This is a genomic window from Streptococcus sp. SP1 (genome assembly GCF_030440005.1).
GTDB classification, from domain to species: Bacteria; Bacillota; Bacilli; order Lactobacillales; family Streptococcaceae; genus Streptococcus; species Streptococcus parasanguinis.
Window position 1 is genome coordinate 31,464 of the sequence record NZ_JAQFJJ010000004.1, and the last position, 18,081, is coordinate 49,544.

Sequence of the window (18,081 nt, forward strand, 5' to 3'; positions counted from 1 at the left end):
CCTGTTCCTATAGATTCATTACGGATTATTATTTTGCTGCTACAAACAATTCATTAACTTTATTCCAGTTGATCACTGAGAAGAAAGCTTTGATGTAGTCAGGACGTACGTTACGGTATTTCACGTAGTAAGCGTGTTCCCAGACATCCAAACCAAGGATTGGTGTTTTACCTTCAGAGAGTGGTGTATCTTGGTTTGCTGTTGAAGTCACTTCGAGTTTGCCTTCTTTGTTGACAACCAACCATGCCCACCCAGAACCAAAACGTGTCGTTGCTGCTGCTGTGAAGGCTGCTTTGAAGTCTTCAAATGAACCAAATGTAGCATCAATCGCTGCAGCAAGTTCTGCTGAAGGAGCTGTTTGTTCTGGAGTCATCAATTCCCAGAAAAGAGCATGGTTCAAATGACCACCACCATTGTTGATTACAGCTTGGCGAATGTCAGCTGGAATGGATTCAACATCAGCTAACAAGCTTTCAAGGTCTTCTCCAATTTCAGGATGTTTTTCAAGAGCTGCATTAACATTGTTTACATATGTTTGATGGTGTTTATCATGGTGCAAATGCATGGTTTCTTCATCGATATAAGGTTCCAATGCATCATAAGCATATGGTAATTCTGGTAAAATGATAGCCATTTTATGGTCCTCTTTTCTTTATTACTGACTTGATGATAACGCAAACAGCTAAATTATTCAACTAATCTGCTTGCGATTCATTCGTATTTAGACGCTATTCGCTACTTTCAACAGGGCCAAATCAAATAAGTAGTCTTTTTCATATGTTCCACTTTTAATCGCAAAATCCGTCTCGATGAAAGTCATCATAGCCTGCTTCAAAAAGGACAGGGAAAGCCTGCGGCTATCCCGTAAGGCAAACTTCACCTGGTAAGGATTGACCTTGCGTCCTGACAACTCCGACAAGCTCGCTACAATTTGGCTTTCGGATTGGCCTTCTTCTGAGAAAATTTTAACTTGAGAAAACATTCGGAATTGCCCCAACAGAATAGCGATCAATTTTATCTCATCTTCTCCTTGTAAGCGGAGATCCTTCACCAAATTCCGGGCTTGATCGATTTGGCGTTTGAGAATCATTTGTGTCAGATCAAAAATATTATCTTGCAAGGATTTTGGAACAACCTCCTCGATATCTTCGAGGGTAATCTGACCATCTTCTTTATAAGCCTGCAGTAGAGCGATATTCTTCTGTAACTCTCCAAAATCATAGCCAGATTTTAAGAGTAGCTGGTCCAAGGAATCGCCCTCAAACTGCAAGCCCAATTCTTGGGCCTGACTTGCAAAATAACGTTTTACCTCTTGCTCTTTAGGCGTTGTCGCTTCAATGATTTGGGCATCCCGTTTTAGGAGTTTGACCAAGCGGCGCTTACTATCTAATTTTCCTTCTGCAAATATCACCAAACGGGTCGATTCAGAAGGATTTTCCAGATAGTTTTCAAATTGCTTTAGATCTTCATCTGTTAAATTGCGTTTTTTGGCAGTGGTCACATCCAATAAGTGATCCAAAATCACGATTTTTTCATCTGCAAAAAAGGGAAGACTGACCAAATCCAGCTCGACCTCATCATAGGAGGTTTCCTTCATATCAAAATAAGAATAATTCAAATCTGAAGGATCATAGCCTATTTTATTTAAAATATCTTTTTTTAACCATTCAAATTGACCTACATCCTCTCCTGTCAAGACAAGAATAGGAGGCAGAGTTTGAACCGTCAGATGTTTAGTGTCGGTAATTGCTTGCATGAAACTCTCTTATCTTTATCAGTTTAGTGGATTTCGTGTTCAGCAGCCATTTTTTTTCCAATGGTGGTTTTTCGTCGGACAAATCAGGTGCTGCTACAAAATTAGGAATCTGCTCAAACGAGTTGCCTCCAAAGCTCCCCCCTGTCGCTGTAACCTGTGGTTCAGAAGCCACTCCCATAGGAGTTTCCATTGATTGTGGGAAGGTGTTTTTCCCTGGAAGCATCATGAGAATCAAGAGGGAAATAACTGTGATCACCCAGAGAAATAGGAAAATATCTAGCCCCGTCAACAAATAGAGCATAACCGGACCAAGGTTCAAAAAGATCCAAGACCAATGGATTCCAGCATCCCGCAAGCGACGCACACAAATGGCTTGACTGGGTACCAAAATGAGGAAGTAAAAGAATGCTAAGAAAGCGAGCGCCCATAAACCTGTCTTAGAATGAACAGTTGAAAAATTGAGCGTTTCTTGAGCATTTTGATGGGATAAAGAAGTCACTACGTAAAAAACCCAAAGAGGCAAAGAAATCAGGAAATTCCAGAAAAAAGCTAGCCAAAAATGAGCTCGACTGGTCTTACTTGAAAAATCTGCATACTGTATCCAAAATTGCTTAAATGCGTTCATACGATTCTACCTTTACATTGATTTCACCTTCTATAATAGCAATTTTCAGCATAGAAAGCAAACCTCTCCTCGTCTCTAGCGGACCGTTTCCACCCTCCAATGGTCCCATCCAATCAAGCGAATCGCTCCTCTTTCATCGGTACGAAGATAAGAAATAGATCGTTCCTCTAATCGATCGAGTAATTCTTTATGGGGATGCTGGTAGCGATTTTTCTTGCCAACAGAGATCAAGGCCAATTGAGGATGTACCTGATCCAAAAACACATCACTAGAGGAACCTTTAGAACCGTGGTGGCCTACTTTCAAGACATCCACTTGTAATTGTGGATAGTTTTCCAAAAGTTTTTTCTCTCCAGCTTCTTCCAGATCACCCGTGAACAAAAATCGTTTCTGATAGAACTGCCCATAGAGGACAATCGAATCATCATTTTTACCATCCCCCACTTCATCAGGGGATAAGACTTCTAGATCATGATCAAAAATAGGAAGACGATCCCCTCTCTGAACTACTTTAATCGGACTATGAAGTTGTTTCAATTTCTCTTGAAATTTCGAACTGGTTAGACTTCCTGGACTGACATACACTTTTTTAACCGGGATTTGTCTTGCAACCTCTAACATATCGCCCATATGGTCCTGGTCTGTATGAGTCAAGACCAAAGCATCGAGTTTTCCAACACCTCGACTCTTGAGATAGGGAATCAGGGTTTGATCCGCATTGGCAGATTGACTGCGCTCTTGCCACTTGTCTCCACTTTTAAAAGTGACGCGTCCTCCGACATCAATCAATATGGTTCTTCCTTTCCAATCGCGTAAAAAGATACTATCTCCTTGACCGATATCCACCATGGTGATCTCATTTTCTAAAGGATGCTTGGTCCAACAAAAGATGAGTAGAATCATACCTATTAACAGGAAACGACGTTTTTTTTGCTTTCGAAGATCATATAAGATCCCTAAAAGAAGAAAGAGAGCAATCAGAGCTGGTCCCGTCGGCTGACCAAATACCAAAGGTAAGGACGTGAGCTTTGAAATCCAACGAATACACTCCTCTATGAGAAGAAAGAAACTGTTAAAAATTGTAAGGGGCTTTAGAATCGATAAGATAAATAGCACCGTTAAACCTGGAAGAAGGACAAGGTCAAATAAGAAAGAAAAGAGGAAGGTTAAAGGGAGTGACCACGGTTGAAAGACACTAAAGTAATAGGTCAAAAGGGGCAAAATCCCCAGGCTAATCCAGAAACTTTCCACTAGTAGCTTTTTAAGTCCTGAATAAAAACTGGTATCTACCAAGGTCAAAATAAAGGCATAGGCACAACTCAAGACCCCTCCAGCTGTCAGGAGAAACTTGGGCATGAGCAGCATTAAGAGCATCAAGGTCATCGCCATATTCTCCATCCCTCGGATGCTCTTTTGAGAGAGAATCTTCTGCAAGAGACTGCGAACCACTGAAACTGAAAAACCTGTCAAGCCAGCATACACCAAAGAAATTGGAACCATCCAGATATCGACTGTCTCTTGCAAGATTCCTAGACGTAAGAGAGCTTTCCGGATCCCATTGATGAAAAAGCCGACCTGCATCCCCGATAAGGCGAATAAATGGATGATTCCTAAACTCGTGTAAAGCTGGTCCATCTCTTCAAAATCCGTATCTAAATAGCCAAAAAGAAGGCCGGTCATATACTGGTTCATTGGCTGCGGAAAGTGCTCCTTGCTCCAAACAATGGCTTGGCGCCTCCATTGAGATAGCCAGTCAAAAACATTCCACGTCTGGATGGGAAGAGCGGATTGGATCGCTTCAATTTTTATTTGATAGTGAATCCCCTGAGTTTGCAAATAAGACCGGTAGTCAAATCCTCTAAAATTTCGTTGCCCTTCTGGCTCTTCTATAACACCTTTATATGTCAACTCCAGCAAGTGAGTTTGACTTTGCCACTGCTGTTTTTCTTTTTCTGATTTTAAAGTGTAGAAGACTTGGTAGGTCCTTCCTTGATTTTTAACACGAAAAGACAGGGCGTCCCCATTGATCTTGATAGTATCTGGAATCAGGCGTAAGTGGGATGGGGGCTGACTTTCTACTTGTACTGGATGATCCTGTATTCGCTGAAAGACAAAGAAGGCCGCAAAACAAAGGGTTGCTAGAGCAAGACCTAGCAAACTTGAGCGATCCCCTTTATAGTGATGAACCGCTAAAATTCCCACTACTACTAGACCGCTGATTGAAAGCCAAGATGGTTGATAAACGCTAAAATACAGCCATAGGAGTAAAAAGGCGAGATGGACAAGGGAAAAAGGAAGGTCTTTAATCCACCGTGAAAGCATCTCTTAGTTTCTCCAGTGTTTTCTCTCCGATTCCTGAAACATTCTTCAGATCATCCACTGATCGAAAAGGACCATTTGCTTCGCGATAGGCGATAATGTCCTGGGCACGTTTCTGTCCAATGCCCGATACGGTCTGGAGCTCTGACTCGGTCGCTCGATTTAAATGGACCTTGCCTGTTTTTTCTGCTGGCGCTGACGAAGTTGCAGGACTTTCTGAACTTCCAAGTGCTGGAACATCCTCTCCTTCTTTAGCAACATAGATCACTGCTTCATCGGAGAGTTTTTGCGCTAAATTGACCGATTGGCTATTGGCATCTGCTGTCATCCCACCCGCCTTATGAATGGCATCGTGGACTCTGCTATTTGAGCGTAGCTCATAGACACCTGGTTGTTTGACAGCTCCTTTGACATCGACCGTAATGATCTCGGGTGTATCAGACACTGAAGTAACCGTCTTTTCTTCTTTGGAACTAGTGGTCTGCACCTTTTCTTTGCTCGAAGTTGAACTAGAAGCCTGATAAAGATCCGGTATGGTGGATGCACTTGACTGAGGTCGATGGAAAAGAAAATACCCACCAAGTAAGAGTCCAATAGCAGTAAGAGCTAAAAAGAGCTTATATTCTTTGATTTTTTCGATGATATCCTCCATAAGAAACCTCCTCTCACTTTTATTATTCGTAAAAATAAAAAAAACTGAGAAAAACTCTCAGTTTTTTTACTTGTTTTTCCGATGTTTATCTGGATCCCATACAAAGCTTGCTAAGTAACTAAAGAGCAAGGTCAAGATTCCCACGACTAAGACAAGGGGAATCAAAAGGATTTTTAACAAACGAATCAAGATAAAAGGTTTTGTTGGGGTGTTGATCGCTTGTGCTTCCGCATCTAAGCGGTCAAACTCCTCTTGGATACGGCGGGCAACTTCTGCCACTCCTTCGTCATTCATCTTTTTAATATCCGAAATATCAATGGGATGTCCAAAGTTCATATCAATGCGTTCACCCGTTGCCAACCCTTTCAAGTCTCTTGGACCAGTATAAGTCACTGGCATGATACGGACCTTCGCCATTTTGGCGATGATGGCAACACCGCCTTTGACGTCTTGAGAATGACGGCTTCCACTTGGAAACATAATCAAGGAACGGTTGCTCTTTTTCAGCATATTGATAGGATACTTAATGGCTTCCGCTCCCGGATTTTCACGGTCGATCGGAAATGCCCCACACATGCGAATCCACCAGCCAAAAATACGATTGGTGAAGAGTTCTTTTTTAGCCATAAAGATAAATTGTTTTGGCTTGGTTGCAAAGGCCATATAGACTGGATCCCACCAAGTTCGGTGAGGTGATACCAAGATGTAGTTCTCTTTCCGATCTGGAATACTGTTCTTATGATGGTAATGGGCATTCCCATTTAAGACCCAAAGAATAAAGGCAACAAGGCCACGTAGATAGGTATAAAACATAGTTGTTCCTCAAATCCATTTCATTTGTCTCTCTACAAGATATTCAATCATGTAAAACATTCTTTCTTATTATACCGTATCCTGATTTTGACCGCAAACCTTTTTAGATAAAAAATGTCTCAGCGGACCGATTCTAGATAGTCTTTTTCTCAAAAAAATGATATCATATTGTCTATGGAAACTATTGATTTAAAGGGATTAACCCAAAATGAAGTCCGCAAAAAAGTTGACCACGGACAAACCAATGATTTTACAACGAATACAAGTACCAGTACCTGGCAAATTATCAAGCGCAACGTCTTTACCTTGTTTAACACCTTAAATTTTGTGATCGCGGTAGCCTTGGCTGCTGTACAAGCTTGGAGCAATATGATCTTTTTCGCGGTTATTTGCTTCAATGCCATTACAGGGATCATGACCGAGATGCGCGCCAAGCGGATGATTGATAAGCTCAACCTCATGAGTCGTGAGCTAGTGACTGTTATTCGAGACGGGGAAAAAGATGCGATTCCACCCGAAAAGCTCGTTCTAGGTGATGTAATGCTCTTGTCTTCGGGTGAGCAGATCCCTAGTGATGCTGAAGTCATGTCCGGTATCGCAGAAGCCAATGAGGCTATGCTGACTGGTGAGAGTGATCTGGTCTTAAAAGAAGTTGGCGATGAACTTCTTTCTGGTAGTTATATTGCCAGTGGTCAAGTCTATGCTCGTGTCAAGCGAGTTGGAGCAAACAACTATGCCAACAAACTGATGATGGAAGCCAAAACCTTGAAGCCTATCAATTCGCGTATTCTCTATAATTTAGCGAAAATTTCTAGTTTCACTGGTAAAATTATCATCCCATTTGGCCTTGCACTCTTCTTTGAAGCATTGTTGATCAAGATGCTGCCAATCAAAGATTCTGTCGTGAATTCTTCCACAGCTCTCTTGGGAATGTTGCCAAAGGGGATCGCTTTACTGACAGTTACGTCTCTTTTGACAGCGGTTATTAAGCTCGGCATGCGCAAGGTTCTTGTCCAAGAAATGTACTCAGTAGAAACCCTGGCGCGTGTGGATACCTTGTGTCTTGATAAGACCGGTACCATCACTCAAGGGAAGATGACAGTCGAAGCTCTCCATAGCTTATCTGATCATTTTTCGGAACAGACGATTCAGGTCATCCTCTCTGCTTACATGCAATATAGCGAGGACACCAATCCTACTGCTCAAGCTATTCGCAAGGCTTATGGGGAGTTGGAGCATGCTTATACTGCGGAAAACATTATTCCTTTCTCAAGTGATCGGAAATGGGGAGCCATGCACCTATCCAACCTTGGAACCGTCTTTCTCGGTGCTCCTGAAATGCTCCTTAAAGAAAATCCCGCTCCTGTCGTCGAAGCACAAGCTCGTGGATCGCGCGTGCTCGTTTTGGCTCACAGTTCAGAACTGATCAGCATGCAGGAATTGAAACTGCCTGAAAATCTTGAAGGGATTGCGGTTATTGAGATTACAGACCCCATTCGCGAAGGGGCTTCAGATACTCTTGAGTATTTGCGCTCTCAAGGAGTGGATCTCAAAATCATCTCCGGTGACAACCCTGTGACGGTTTCTTATATCGCTCAACAAGCTGGCTTCAAAAATTATGAGAACTACGTCGATTGTTCAAAAATTTCTGATGATCAATTAGTGGATCAAGCAGAAGAAACAGCTATCTTTGGACGCGTGTCTCCTCACCAGAAAAAACTGCTTATCCAAACCTTGAAAGCAGCTGGTCGGACGACTGCTATGACAGGAGATGGTGTCAATGATATCCTTGCTCTTCGCGAAGCAGACTGCTCCATCGTGATGGCTGAGGGAGATCCCGCAACTCGTCAAATTGCCAATATTGTTCTTTTGAACTCTGACTTTAATGACGTTCCAGAAATTCTTTTTGAAGGCCGTCGTGTGGTGAATAACATTGGACGAATTGCTCCAATCTTCTTTATCAAAACGATCTATTCCTTCCTCTTGGCTATCATTTGTATTGCCAGTGCTCTCTTCTTTAACGTCAACTATTTGCTGATTTTCCCTTTCATCCCTATTCAAATCACCCTGATCGACCAATTCGTCGAAGGATTCCCACCATTTGTGTTGACCTTTGAACGCAATATCAAACCGGTTGAAAAACACTTCTTGAGACGTTCCCTTCTGTTAGCCTTACCAAGCGCCTTGATGGTCGTCTTTAGTGTCTTGTTCATTCGCCTTTGGGGAGCAAGCCATGGTTGGTCTGCAGCCGATATGTCTACTGTATCCTACTACTTACTTGGATCCATCGGTTTCCTATCCGTTATCCGTGCTTGCCTGCCACTAAATATCTGGCGGGCCCTCCTCATCCTCTTCTCTGTAGTAGGATTCTACGCATCTGCGGTTGTGTTGAAAAACTTGATCGAGATTTCCCTCCTTACAGCCACTACTTTCCCAGTTTATCTGGCATTGATGGCTATCTTTACAGGAGTCTTTATCCTCACTACGATTCTCCAAAAATATGAATTTGATTAAAAAAAGTTGAGAGAAAAACTCTCAACTTTTTATGTTCTATCGATCTTTCCCCAAGCCTCTTTTCATGCTATAATAGAGCCATGACAGATATCGAATTAAAAGACGGCGAGCGCGTCAATCAACTCTTTTCAAGTGATGTGAAAATCATACAAAATCGGGAAGTCTTTAGTTACTCCGTGGATAGCGTCCTGCTCTCGCGCTTTCCAAAATTGCCCAAGCGGGGCTTGATCGTAGATCTCTGCGCTGGAAATGGAGCCGTGGGACTTTTTGCGAGTACTCGTACAGAGGCCCAGATCATTGGTGTCGAAATACAGGAACGTCTAGCGGATATGGCAACCCGCTCCATTGATCTCAATGGCTTGAACCAGCAAATGTCCATGATCACCGATGACCTCAAGCATTTGCCTCAACATATCAAGGGCAGTAAAGTGGATATCATCCTCTGCAATCCTCCTTATTTCAAGGTGGATGAGCATTCCAATCTCAATGAGAGTGAACACTACCTCTTAGCTCGGCATGAAATTACGACCAATTTAGATGAGATTTGCCATGTGGCCCAGCGGGTTCTCAAATCAAATGGTCGCTTAGCGATGGTCCATCGTCCAGATCGCTTTTTAGATATCATCGAAACCATGAAGCGTTACAATCTTGCACCTAAGCGGATCCAGTTTGTCTATCCCAAAGTGACCAAAGAGGCGAATATGTTATTGATTGAAGCGATCAAGGATGGCTCACTGGACGGTTTAAAAATTCTGCCTCCCCTCTTTATTCACAATGAAGATGGCAGCTATACAGAAGAGATTCATGAGATCTACTATGGAAACTAAGGCTTACATGTATGTCCTAGAGTGTGCGGATGGCTCCCTCTACACTGGCTACACCACGGATGTCGAAAAACGCCTAAAGACTCACAATGCTGGAAAAGGCGCCAAATACACACGGGCTCGCCTCCCTGTTAAACTTCTTTACCAAGAAGCCTATCCAGATAAACCCTCTGCTATGTCTGCCGAGGCTCTCTTTAAAAAGAAATCGCGTCAAGCAAAGCTAAACTATATCAAAAAAAGAGAGTGGGACAGAAATCGGTAATTCGTTAGAATTCGATTTCGTCGTCCCACCTCCGCACAGTTGAGTAGGGCTGTAAAAGCTGATGAAATCAGCGTAGTAGAGCCCACTCAACCACTGCGTCTTGTTCGACAATCCAAAAATAATTGAGAGGCTAGGACTTTTGTCCCAGCCTCTTTTCATTTACAAAATGGTGATACGGTACTGATGACTCCGTGTTTCTTGAGGAGCTAACTGGATCACACCTTTTTTATCTTAGAAGAAATCGCCCTCTTCTGCAGATGTGGAAATACCCGTCCAAGGCTCTAAGGCAATGAAAGGACCCTTGTTATTGGTAGACCAAAGGACTAGATTCTCAAAATCTGCAAAGGCAAATTCCAAACCTTTACCGGATTTTTTCGAGAGGAGCTGCACAGATTTAGAGGCTAATTGATCTAAAATAATGGCATCTTTTTCAAACAGTTCATGGCGCAAAGGTAGGCTAGGACTATGGTCTAAAAATGGCGTCCGCTGCAGGCGATCGACCAAACCGGTTTCTGTGAACAAGAGAGGAACGCTACAGCTTTCTTCTTTTTCAAAAATCAACTCGTAGTCTTCATAGTCTTCATCTGCTAAAAGGGGACAACGAAAGACTGGATGCCCTCCAATGAAATAAGGCATGACTTGATCTGACTCTAAATTTTGCACGCGATAGGTGATGGTGATCTCTTTCCCTTTCAATTCATAAGCGATTTCCACTCGAAAATGGTAGGGATAATTTTGTAAGCTTTCGTCGTTAGAGGTGATTTTAAAAACAAGACGATTGTCTGTTTGTTCTTTGAGTTCAAACTCTCTCTTGCGAATGAGGCCGTGTCTTGGAAGCTGGCCTATCTTCACTCCATCTTTTAGATGATACTGCACTTGGCCATTACGAACGCTCCCGCAAATTGGAAACAGAACCGGCGCTTGTCCTGACCAATACTCTGGATCCCCTTGCCAGAGATATTCTATGCCTTCTTTACTTCGAATAGAGCTCAATTCCCCTCCAAATGTCTTAAATTGTACTTCTAGATCATCATTTTTTAATGCAATCACCATGGACGACACCTCTTTATAATTAGCATAGTTATTATATTTATTATAACCTTTTAGAAGAGATTGTCAATTTTTATTTTTCTAGTCAAAAATTTTAAAAAATAAGAAAAATTTCTTGACAAAGCTTAGAAATAATTGTAGACTTAATATGTTAACAGGAATATTCCGTTTTAGGAATTCATTCTTTCTGTTGTCTGACTTTTTTGGATGCTCCTTATCATGATACATTTTTCTAAAAGAGTCAGTTATCATTTAGGTCTCCTTATAAATATACAAGGGTTAACAGCTGGTTAACCCTTGTATTTTTGATTTGCATATAAAAAACGGCCTATTGCTAGACCGTCCTTCGGACTTATTTATCCCCTTTGTTGCGGATGACAAATCCATTTTTCTTTTCATTGGAAGTACGATGAGGACGTTTGTTGCCTTTGCCTTCAAAGTCTCGACTATTTTTATTGGACTTGCGTTTGAAATCACGGCGTCCACCTTCACGGTCATCTCTGCGATTTCGGTCACGGCGTTGGTCTCCACGACGGCCATTTCCACGGCCACCTTTGCCTTTTCCACCAAAGCCACCACCAGATGGTTTAAATGGCAATGGTTTTTCACGCGCAATTTCAACTTCTGGAAGACTGTCTGGATCTTGAACGGTCAAGCTCAAAATATACATAGCCAATTCTTCAGGAGTGAATTCTGCAGCCAATTTGCGAGCATCCTTACCAAACTTCTCAAAGTTGGTCCGGATGGTTTCATCTTCAAAGTCTCGCTCAATTTTCTTCAGTGCTACTTGTTTTTTCGCTTGGAAGGCTTCTTCTGCTGTTGCAGGTTTCATTCCCTTCATCCGCTTTTTGGTCAAGTTCTCAATGATTTGCAAATAGCCCATTTCATTTGGCGATACAAAGGTAATGGATTGCCCAGTTTTCCCAGCACGACCTGTCCGTCCGATCCGGTGAACATAGCTTTCTGGATCTTGTGGAATATCGTAGTTGTAGACATGGGTCACACCTGAAATGTCCAACCCACGTGCCGCAACGTCCGTTGCGACCAAGACGTCCAAGTTCCCATTTTTGAAATCACGAAGGACACGGAGACGTTTGTTTTGATCCAAATCTCCGTGAATCCCTTCTGCTCGGAAACCACGAATCTTCAGGCCACGAGTCAATTCATCAACCCGGCGTTTCGTCCGACCAAAGACAATGGCAAGTTCAGGTTGCTCGACATCCATCAATCGAGTCATGGTATCAAATTTTTCGCCTTCTTTGACACGAATATAGTATTGATCGACCAAATCGGTTGTCAATTCTTTGGCCGCAATCTTAACGTGTTCTGGCTCTTTCATAAACTGAACACCGATGCGTTTGATGGCTTCTGGCATCGTTGCTGAAAAGAGCAAGGTCTGGCGTGTTTCTGGAACACGGCTAATGATGGCTTCGATATCTTCCAAGAAGCCCATATTGAGCATTTCATCTGCTTCATCCAGGATCAAGGTTTCAATATGATCGAGTTTCAAGGCCTTGCGCTTGATCAAATCTAGCAAACGTCCAGGTGTTCCCACAACGATGTGAGCGCCTGACTTCAAAGCTTTAATTTGCTTTTCAATGCTTGATCCACCATAGACAGAGCGAACTTTGACACCCTTACTGCGTCCAAAGCGGAAGAGTTCTTCCTGACTTTGAACCGCCAATTCACGCGTTGGGGCAATGACAAGTGCTTGGATCACTGTGTTATCGACATCAATCTTCTCCAACGTTGGAAGACCGAAAGCGGCTGTTTTACCAGTCCCTGTTTGCGCTTGACCGATGACATCTTTTCCTTCAAGGGCCAAAGGAATAGTTTGTTCTTGGATCGGGCTTGCTTCTACAAAGCCTGCTTTTTCAATTTCTGCTAATAATGCAGTAGACAAGTTAAATTCGTTGAATTTCAATTCTTTCTTCTTTCTAAAAAGTGGTGCGAAGCCACTTTATCAAACTTCTTTCAATGCGAAAACGCACTGATTGCATAGGAAGTCACCTTCCTGGTTACCTGTCGCAAGACTCATCTAAAGGAAAAGCCAATCGTTTTTCAATGGAATTCCCTTTGGCGAAAAATGTTTTCGCACTAGCGGATTTGGTTGATTAGAGTCGTTTTTCAAACGAAGAGACACCAAGATCCTTTTTGCGGGAGTCTTCTTTCGAACAGAAGCCTTCCATCTGCTCCGCCTCCCCACCATTTCTCTCATACAAGTTTGCAGCTTATCTAGTATAACACAATGAAGAGGCAAATGATAGTCAAAGGAGAATTATTTTATTTTTTAGGAAAACCTCCTTGATAGCTCGAAATCTTCAAAGTGACGTAAAGCCAGGCCAGGACTGCTTTTCTTCTTGCGACCATCTAATATGCTTCATCATAGGAGTATAAAAAAATCGGAAAAACTTTTATTTTTTGGTAGCTCTTATCTTGCGTTTTTACAAATAAATATGTATAATACAGTTAGTATCTAAAATATTTCTGTATAAAGAAATAGGATCATTTTATCTGATTCAACGATTTATTCTACGTTCTAATTTTTTTAGAAACCACTCAGTACTATTAAATCTACTCCTACTATTTCCAAGAAGATTTTGTACAGTCAATGAACTATTCACACTGCCCCTTCTTTGGAGAGGAGGGCAGGTGTCTAGATGGTTCCTATTTCTCAGATTATTTAGATACGAAGAGGCTCGGATTTCTCCAAGCCTCTTTTTTTATCTTTTTTTAACAATCCACCGCATCACTTTTGCCAAAAGGAGCCATAAAATAAAGCTGCATACCGACACATAAATCCATGCATTGGGATCTTGTGTCAATGGAAGAGGAATGTTCATACCGAAGAAACCTGTGATCACGGCTAAAACAGCCAACAAGGCTTCAAAGATGGTTAGGGTGGTCAGGTTGTCATTCAGGTTATTGTTTAGGATATTATTGTATGATCCAGACAACTGCTGCAAGACGTTGGAAATCAACTCAGTCATTGAAACCAACTGACGCGCTTCGATCATGGCATCATCAAACTGCTCTTTTTCAACATCATCCATCCTTCGATAGATGGCGTGCGCTTTAATATGCTCTAGCAACATCCGATTTTGCTTGGCTGCTGCAACTAGATAAACCATACCGGTCTCAAGGTCAGACAGGGCATAGAGATTCTTGGTCGTTGTAGTTTTTCGAAGCAAGCGATTGAGTTCATCCTTGTGCTTATCTAAGCGATCAATAATCGGATAATAAGCATTACTGATCATTTCAAGACCTGCAAAAAGCAGTTTATAGATCGATAGTTCCTCATGGCTTTCCAAATAGCGAACCATTTGTTCAATGATATAGGCATTGTCTTGGTTACTGATGGTGACGAGTCGCGTATCTTGAACGATAAAGGTCATAGGAATGGTTTCGTAGTATTCCTTGTCCTTTTCTAAATCCAATACATTGTAGATAAAGGTGATCGTACCGTTTTCTCGATTGTAATCCATATGGGCACGTTCGTTCTTATCCATCGCGTACTCAATGGTTTCTTTGTCAATCTCGTATTTTTTATAAAGATATGAATTTTCAGCAATCATATCCGAGTCGATATTGATCCATTTCCGATCTTGACCCAATTGTTTATCGATAAACATTCCGTCTCCTTTCTCAACTGTTCTTTATCAAATCGATTTCTTTTATTTAAAGACCGCACTGGCTAATGCTTGCTGGATTTCAATGACGCTGTTGTCACTCTTGAATTGTAAAACTTCTGAAGGCTCAACTGCAGAAGAGACCCAGATTTTTAATTCTGCATCCAAATCAAAATGACCAGAAGTTTCCACTGAAAAACGAGAGATAGAACGATAAGGAAGGGATTTGTAGGACGTTTTCTTTCCTGTTACTCCTTGCTTATCCACCAAGATCAAACGAAACTCTGTAAAGACGATTAAATCACGAATCAGGCTAAAAGCAAGTGTCACTTGCTCTCCAGGCACCAAGATATCTTCTAGATCTCTTTCTACCTTATCGACATTTTTTTGAGAGGCATTGCCCATCAAACCACTTAATAATCCCATCATTTCTCCTTTATAAGCGAAAACGGGTAGTGTCCATTTTCGTATTTCTATTTTAATGAATCGGTTGTGAATTGTTTCTTAACCCATTTTTTCTTCCAGCTCAACGTCAGGATACTTGTCCGCAAACCAACGGAGGGCAAAATCATTTTCAAAGAGGAAGACAGGTTGGTCAAAGCGGTCTTTAGCCAAGATATTCCGGCTTGAAGACATGCGCTCATCTAAGTCTTCTGGTTTGATCCAGCGAACGGTCTTTTTACCCATTGGGCTCATGACCACTTCTGCATTGTATTCATTTTCCATGCGGTGCTTAAAGACTTCAAACTGGAGTTGTCCAACGGCACCCAACATGTATTCACCTGTTTGGTAGTTGGTATAGAGCTGGATGGCTCCTTCTTGCACCAATTGCTCGATTCCCTTATGGAAGGATTTTTGCTTCATAACGTTCTTGGCAGATACCTTCATGAAGATTTCAGGCGTAAAGGTTGGCAGTGGTTCAAATTCAAACTTGTTTTTGCCAACAGTCAGCGTATCTCCAACCTGATAAGTCCCTGTATCGTAAACCCCGATAATGTCTCCTGCTACGGCATTGCTGACATTCTCACGGCTTTCGGCCATAAACTGAGTGACATTAGAGAGTTTCGCTCCCTTACCAGTACGAGGCAGGTTGACACTCATCCCACGCTCAAATTCACCCGATACGATCCGAACAAAGGCAATCCGGTCGCGGTGACGAGGGTCCATGTTGGCTTGGATTTTAAAGACAAAGCCTGAGAAATCCTTGTCGTAAGGATCCACCATTTCTCCATCCGTCTTCTTGTGGCCGTGTGGTTCTGGAGCAAACTTGAGGAAGGTTTCAAGGAAGGTCTGCACCCCAAAGTTCGTCAAAGCGGATCCGAAGAAGACAGGTGTTAATTCACCCGCAAGGATGGCTTCTTCTGAGAATTCATTTCCAGCTTCTTGCAAGAGCTCGATATCGTCTTTCACCTGCTCGTAGAATGGATTGTTAGCAAAGAGCTTGTCTCCGTCTTCAAGACTTGCAAAGCGTTCATCCCCTTTGTAGAGTTCCAAGCGTTGATTATAGAGGTCGTAAAGCCCCTCAAAGGCTTTCCCCATCCCGATCGGCCAGTTCATCGGATAGCTAGCAATTCCCAAGACTTCTTCCAATTCTTGCAGGAGATCCAGTGGCTCACGTCCATCACGGTCCAGCTTGTTCATAAAGGTAAAGACTGGAATGCCACGATGTTTCACAACCTCAAACAATTTCTTGGTTTGGGCCTCGATCCCTTTGGCAGAGTCCACCACCATAACGGCAGCATCCACCGCCATCAAGGTTCGGTAAGTATCTTCTGAGAAGTCCTCGTGTCCTGGTGTATCAAGGATATTGACACGTTTGCCATCGTAATCAAACTGCATAACAGATGAGGTTACCGAAATCCCACGTTGTTTCTCAATGTCCATCCAGTCAGATTTAGCAAAGTTTCCTGTTTTCTTCCCTTTAACAGTACCGGCTTCCCGAATCTCTCCCCCAAAGTAGAGCAACTGCTCTGTAATAGTCGTTTTACCAGCATCCGGGTGGGAGATGATGGCAAAGGTACGGCGTTTTTTGATTTCTTCTTGTACGTTCATATTCCTAATTCTTTCTCTTCTTATTTTTTGATAAATTTATAAATTCATCTCTACATCGGATTTCTCCTCAAATTCTCTATCTGTCCTATTATAGCGAAAATAGGCACTTTTTTCAACGATGATTCTTCTTTGAGAGCAAAAAGAAAGACCAAAATCCATAGATTCTAGTCTTCTTCAATCATGGTTATTTTCTCACTTTCACCCGCTCACTTCTGCGATTGAAGAACTGATTAAAGAGCAATAAAGCAAGGGCTAAAATACTGGATACAACCAGATAATTGAGCCATACCTTATCCCCTCTCATAATCGGAGGGCGAGCCATCAAGCCATAATTTCCTCCCGTCAATTGATTGACTCCAACCAGGAATAAATCTAAGGCAAAGGTATAGAGAACAATCTGACTATTTTTTAAGAGGTTTCGATCATACCATCTCAAGAGATAAATCAAGGAATTGATGAGGAGACAGTAATGTCCGAGGAGGAAAGAAAAGCTCGTAATATGAGGGAAAGTGTAGGGATCAAAGACTGGATAGCCCAAGGCAAAGATGGCTCCACTCACTCCCATCAAGGCAAAGAACTGTTTGCTTTTCCAGCGGTCTGGTAAAAACAAGACCGCAAACATGGCCAAGCGGCAATGATAAAATGGTAAGCTATTGGACCAAGGAATGTGGTAGGCAAAATACCAAAGATACAAGCAAATTAACTGGAAGCCCTGTAAGTATTGAAAGCATTTGCGAAATTGCTCATTCTGATAATAGCGAAGTGACATCATGATCGCTGTCACAATTAACAAGACCATCAAACTATACCAAAGTGCTGAGATTGCTGGTGGTGCTGTTGATTCTGTAGTGAAAAAATGATGCATAAAGTCTCCTTATTTAAACAGATTCAGGTATTCTTCTTTTCTTACTGTACTGAACGATTGTATTGATGAGGATCAGTGTCCCCGTCATGAGGACTGTCACGATCAAATAGTTGAGCACAAGGCCATGGTCACCTATCACAGGAGGGCGACGCATAAAGCCGTAGTTCCCACCTGTTGCGAGATTCGCAAGCTGAATAATGGCATTGACCCCAAAAGTCATCTGACAGATTTTCCAAACAGACCCTTCTTTCACCTGGTAGGATTGAACCAGATAGATCAAACAGTTGGCCAAGAGAGCCCAGTGACCAAAGACATTGTTGATCGAGGATACGTGAGGAAAAGGGTAAGGATAAAAAACGGGATGAACCAAGGCCATAATGGAGCCAAAGACTCCCACGAGGGCAAAATATTGTTTGAAGCTGCTCTTAGGAGCTAAGAGAATAATCCACATGGCCATCCGACTGTGATAGAAGGGAAGACTCTCTGAAAGAGGCAAGCGTGCAGCTAGGTACCAAGAGTTGATGATGAGCAACTGGATCAACTGCCCATAATACCAAAAGTTTTGGTAGCCTTTAGAGTGAGCAAATCGAATGGACAGAACTCCCACTACCACCAATGAAGTCGGCAATAAGAAATACCAGACCCCCAATTGAGGAGGGGACGTTGGTTGACTGGTGAAAAATAAGTCCCAAAGTGTCATGATTTCTTTCCCTTATCTGC

At 42.3% G+C, this 18,081-nt stretch carries 16 protein-coding genes; 3 read left to right on the forward strand and 13 right to left on the reverse strand.

Going from position 1 to position 18,081, the window contains the following annotated elements; all coding sequences use genetic code 11:
• Positions 1-28 precede the first annotated feature (28 nt).
• The 6 genes from sodA to PCY07_RS03060 all read right to left on the reverse strand — a co-directional run bounded on the left by sodA (position 29) and on the right by PCY07_RS03060 (position 6,165).
• Positions 29-634 (reverse strand): superoxide dismutase SodA, encoded by a 606-nt coding sequence (gene sodA, locus PCY07_RS03035; RefSeq protein WP_003017685.1) that lies wholly within the window; start codon positions 632-634, stop codon positions 29-31.
• Between the two features lie 87 nt (positions 635-721).
• Entirely contained in the window at positions 722-1,756 is a 1,035-nt protein-coding gene (gene holA, locus PCY07_RS03040) for a DNA polymerase III subunit delta (RefSeq protein WP_301355274.1), read from the reverse strand.
• Positions 1,734-2,381 (reverse strand): DUF805 domain-containing protein, encoded by a 648-nt coding sequence (locus tag PCY07_RS03045; protein ID WP_301355273.1) that lies wholly within the window; start codon positions 2,379-2,381, stop codon positions 1,734-1,736. The genes holA and PCY07_RS03045 overlap by 23 nt, the downstream gene beginning before the upstream one ends.
• A 75-nt stretch (positions 2,382-2,456) precedes the next feature.
• Positions 2,457-4,703: a DNA internalization-related competence protein ComEC/Rec2 gene (locus PCY07_RS03050; protein ID WP_301355272.1), complete on the reverse strand. Its 2,247-nt coding sequence runs from the start codon at positions 4,701-4,703 to the stop codon at positions 2,457-2,459.
• A complete protein-coding gene (locus tag PCY07_RS03055; RefSeq protein ID WP_301355270.1) occupies positions 4,684-5,352 on the reverse strand; it encodes a helix-hairpin-helix domain-containing protein in 669 nt (222 codons plus the stop codon). The genes PCY07_RS03050 and PCY07_RS03055 overlap by 20 nt, the downstream gene beginning before the upstream one ends.
• 66 nt (positions 5,353-5,418) lie before the next feature.
• Positions 5,419-6,165 (reverse strand): 1-acyl-sn-glycerol-3-phosphate acyltransferase, encoded by a 747-nt coding sequence (locus PCY07_RS03060; protein ID WP_301355268.1) that lies wholly within the window; start codon positions 6,163-6,165, stop codon positions 5,419-5,421.
• Between the two features lie 174 nt (positions 6,166-6,339).
• On the opposite strand from PCY07_RS03060, the gene PCY07_RS03065 reads away from it, so the two are divergent.
• The 3 genes from PCY07_RS03065 to PCY07_RS03075 all read left to right on the forward strand — a co-directional run bounded on the left by PCY07_RS03065 (position 6,340) and on the right by PCY07_RS03075 (position 9,765).
• Positions 6,340-8,679 (forward strand): cation-translocating P-type ATPase, encoded by a 2,340-nt coding sequence (locus PCY07_RS03065; RefSeq protein ID WP_301355266.1) that lies wholly within the window; start codon positions 6,340-6,342, stop codon positions 8,677-8,679.
• Positions 8,680-8,759: 80 nt separating this feature from the next.
• The gene (locus PCY07_RS03070) at positions 8,760-9,506 is read left to right on the forward strand and encodes a tRNA1(Val) (adenine(37)-N6)-methyltransferase (RefSeq protein ID WP_061604930.1); all 747 of its coding nucleotides are present in this window, start codon (positions 8,760-8,762) and stop codon (positions 9,504-9,506) included.
• Positions 9,496-9,765, forward strand: a complete 270-nt coding sequence (locus tag PCY07_RS03075) for a GIY-YIG nuclease family protein (RefSeq protein WP_013903293.1) — start codon at positions 9,496-9,498, stop codon at positions 9,763-9,765. Before PCY07_RS03070 ends, PCY07_RS03075 begins: the two co-directional genes overlap by 11 nt.
• Positions 9,766-9,996: 231 nt before the next feature.
• Here PCY07_RS03075 and PCY07_RS03080 read toward each other — a convergent pair whose 3' ends face one another.
• The 7 genes from PCY07_RS03080 to PCY07_RS03110 form a co-directional block, all read right to left on the reverse strand.
• Positions 9,997-10,818 carry an aldose 1-epimerase family protein gene (locus PCY07_RS03080; RefSeq protein WP_301355262.1) on the reverse strand — a complete coding sequence of 274 codons (822 nt, stop codon included), beginning with the start codon at positions 10,816-10,818 and terminating at the stop codon, positions 9,997-9,999.
• Between the two features lie 349 nt (positions 10,819-11,167).
• Positions 11,168-12,739: a DEAD/DEAH box helicase gene (locus tag PCY07_RS03085; protein WP_301355260.1), complete on the reverse strand. Its 1,572-nt coding sequence runs from the start codon at positions 12,737-12,739 to the stop codon at positions 11,168-11,170.
• A 799-nt stretch (positions 12,740-13,538) separates the two neighbouring features.
• Positions 13,539-14,447, reverse strand: coding sequence for a magnesium transporter CorA family protein (locus PCY07_RS03090; protein WP_014713063.1), 909 nt, complete (start codon positions 14,445-14,447; stop codon positions 13,539-13,541).
• A gap of 42 nt (positions 14,448-14,489) precedes the next feature.
• On the reverse strand, positions 14,490-14,870 hold the full coding sequence (locus PCY07_RS03095; protein WP_003015210.1) for a PH domain-containing protein: 381 nt from the start codon (positions 14,868-14,870) through the stop codon (positions 14,490-14,492).
• Positions 14,871-14,948: 78 nt separating this feature from the next.
• Positions 14,949-16,496 (reverse strand): peptide chain release factor 3, encoded by a 1,548-nt coding sequence (locus PCY07_RS03100; RefSeq protein WP_003012237.1) that lies wholly within the window; start codon positions 16,494-16,496, stop codon positions 14,949-14,951.
• Between the two features lie 184 nt (positions 16,497-16,680).
• Positions 16,681-17,361, reverse strand: coding sequence for a TIGR02206 family membrane protein (locus PCY07_RS03105; protein WP_301355256.1), 681 nt, complete (start codon positions 17,359-17,361; stop codon positions 16,681-16,683).
• 13 nt (positions 17,362-17,374) lie between these two features.
• A complete protein-coding gene (locus PCY07_RS03110; protein ID WP_301355255.1) occupies positions 17,375-18,061 on the reverse strand; it encodes a TIGR02206 family membrane protein in 687 nt (228 codons plus the stop codon).
• Positions 18,062-18,081: the final 20 nt, after the last annotated feature.

Bases quoted from the DNA above. Each gene is read 5' to 3' on its own strand.
- sodA (WP_003017685.1), bottom strand. From the start codon at position 634: ATGGCTATCATTTTACCAGAATTACCATATGCTTATGATGCATTGGAA.
- holA (WP_301355274.1), bottom strand. From the start codon at position 1,756: ATGCAAGCAATTACCGACACTAAACATCTGACGGTTCAAACTCTGCCT.
- PCY07_RS03045 (WP_301355273.1), bottom strand. From the start codon at position 2,381: ATGAACGCATTTAAGCAATTTTGGATACAGTATGCAGATTTTTCAAGT.
- PCY07_RS03050 (WP_301355272.1), bottom strand. From the start codon at position 4,703: ATGCTTTCACGGTGGATTAAAGACCTTCCTTTTTCCCTTGTCCATCTC.
- PCY07_RS03055 (WP_301355270.1), bottom strand. From the start codon at position 5,352: ATGGAGGATATCATCGAAAAAATCAAAGAATATAAGCTCTTTTTAGCT.
- PCY07_RS03060 (WP_301355268.1), bottom strand. From the start codon at position 6,165: ATGTTTTATACCTATCTACGTGGCCTTGTTGCCTTTATTCTTTGGGTC.
- PCY07_RS03065 (WP_301355266.1), top strand. From the start codon at position 6,340: ATGGAAACTATTGATTTAAAGGGATTAACCCAAAATGAAGTCCGCAAA.
- PCY07_RS03070 (WP_061604930.1), top strand. From the start codon at position 8,760: ATGACAGATATCGAATTAAAAGACGGCGAGCGCGTCAATCAACTCTTT.
- PCY07_RS03075 (WP_013903293.1), top strand. From the start codon at position 9,496: ATGGAAACTAAGGCTTACATGTATGTCCTAGAGTGTGCGGATGGCTCC.
- PCY07_RS03080 (WP_301355262.1), bottom strand. From the start codon at position 10,818: ATGGTGATTGCATTAAAAAATGATGATCTAGAAGTACAATTTAAGACA.
- PCY07_RS03090 (WP_014713063.1), bottom strand. From the start codon at position 14,447: ATGTTTATCGATAAACAATTGGGTCAAGATCGGAAATGGATCAATATC.
- PCY07_RS03095 (WP_003015210.1), bottom strand. From the start codon at position 14,870: ATGGGATTATTAAGTGGTTTGATGGGCAATGCCTCTCAAAAAAATGTC.
- PCY07_RS03100 (WP_003012237.1), bottom strand. From the start codon at position 16,496: ATGAACGTACAAGAAGAAATCAAAAAACGCCGTACCTTTGCCATCATC.
- PCY07_RS03105 (WP_301355256.1), bottom strand. From the start codon at position 17,361: ATGCATCATTTTTTCACTACAGAATCAACAGCACCACCAGCAATCTCA.
- PCY07_RS03110 (WP_301355255.1), bottom strand. From the start codon at position 18,061: ATGACACTTTGGGACTTATTTTTCACCAGTCAACCAACGTCCCCTCCT.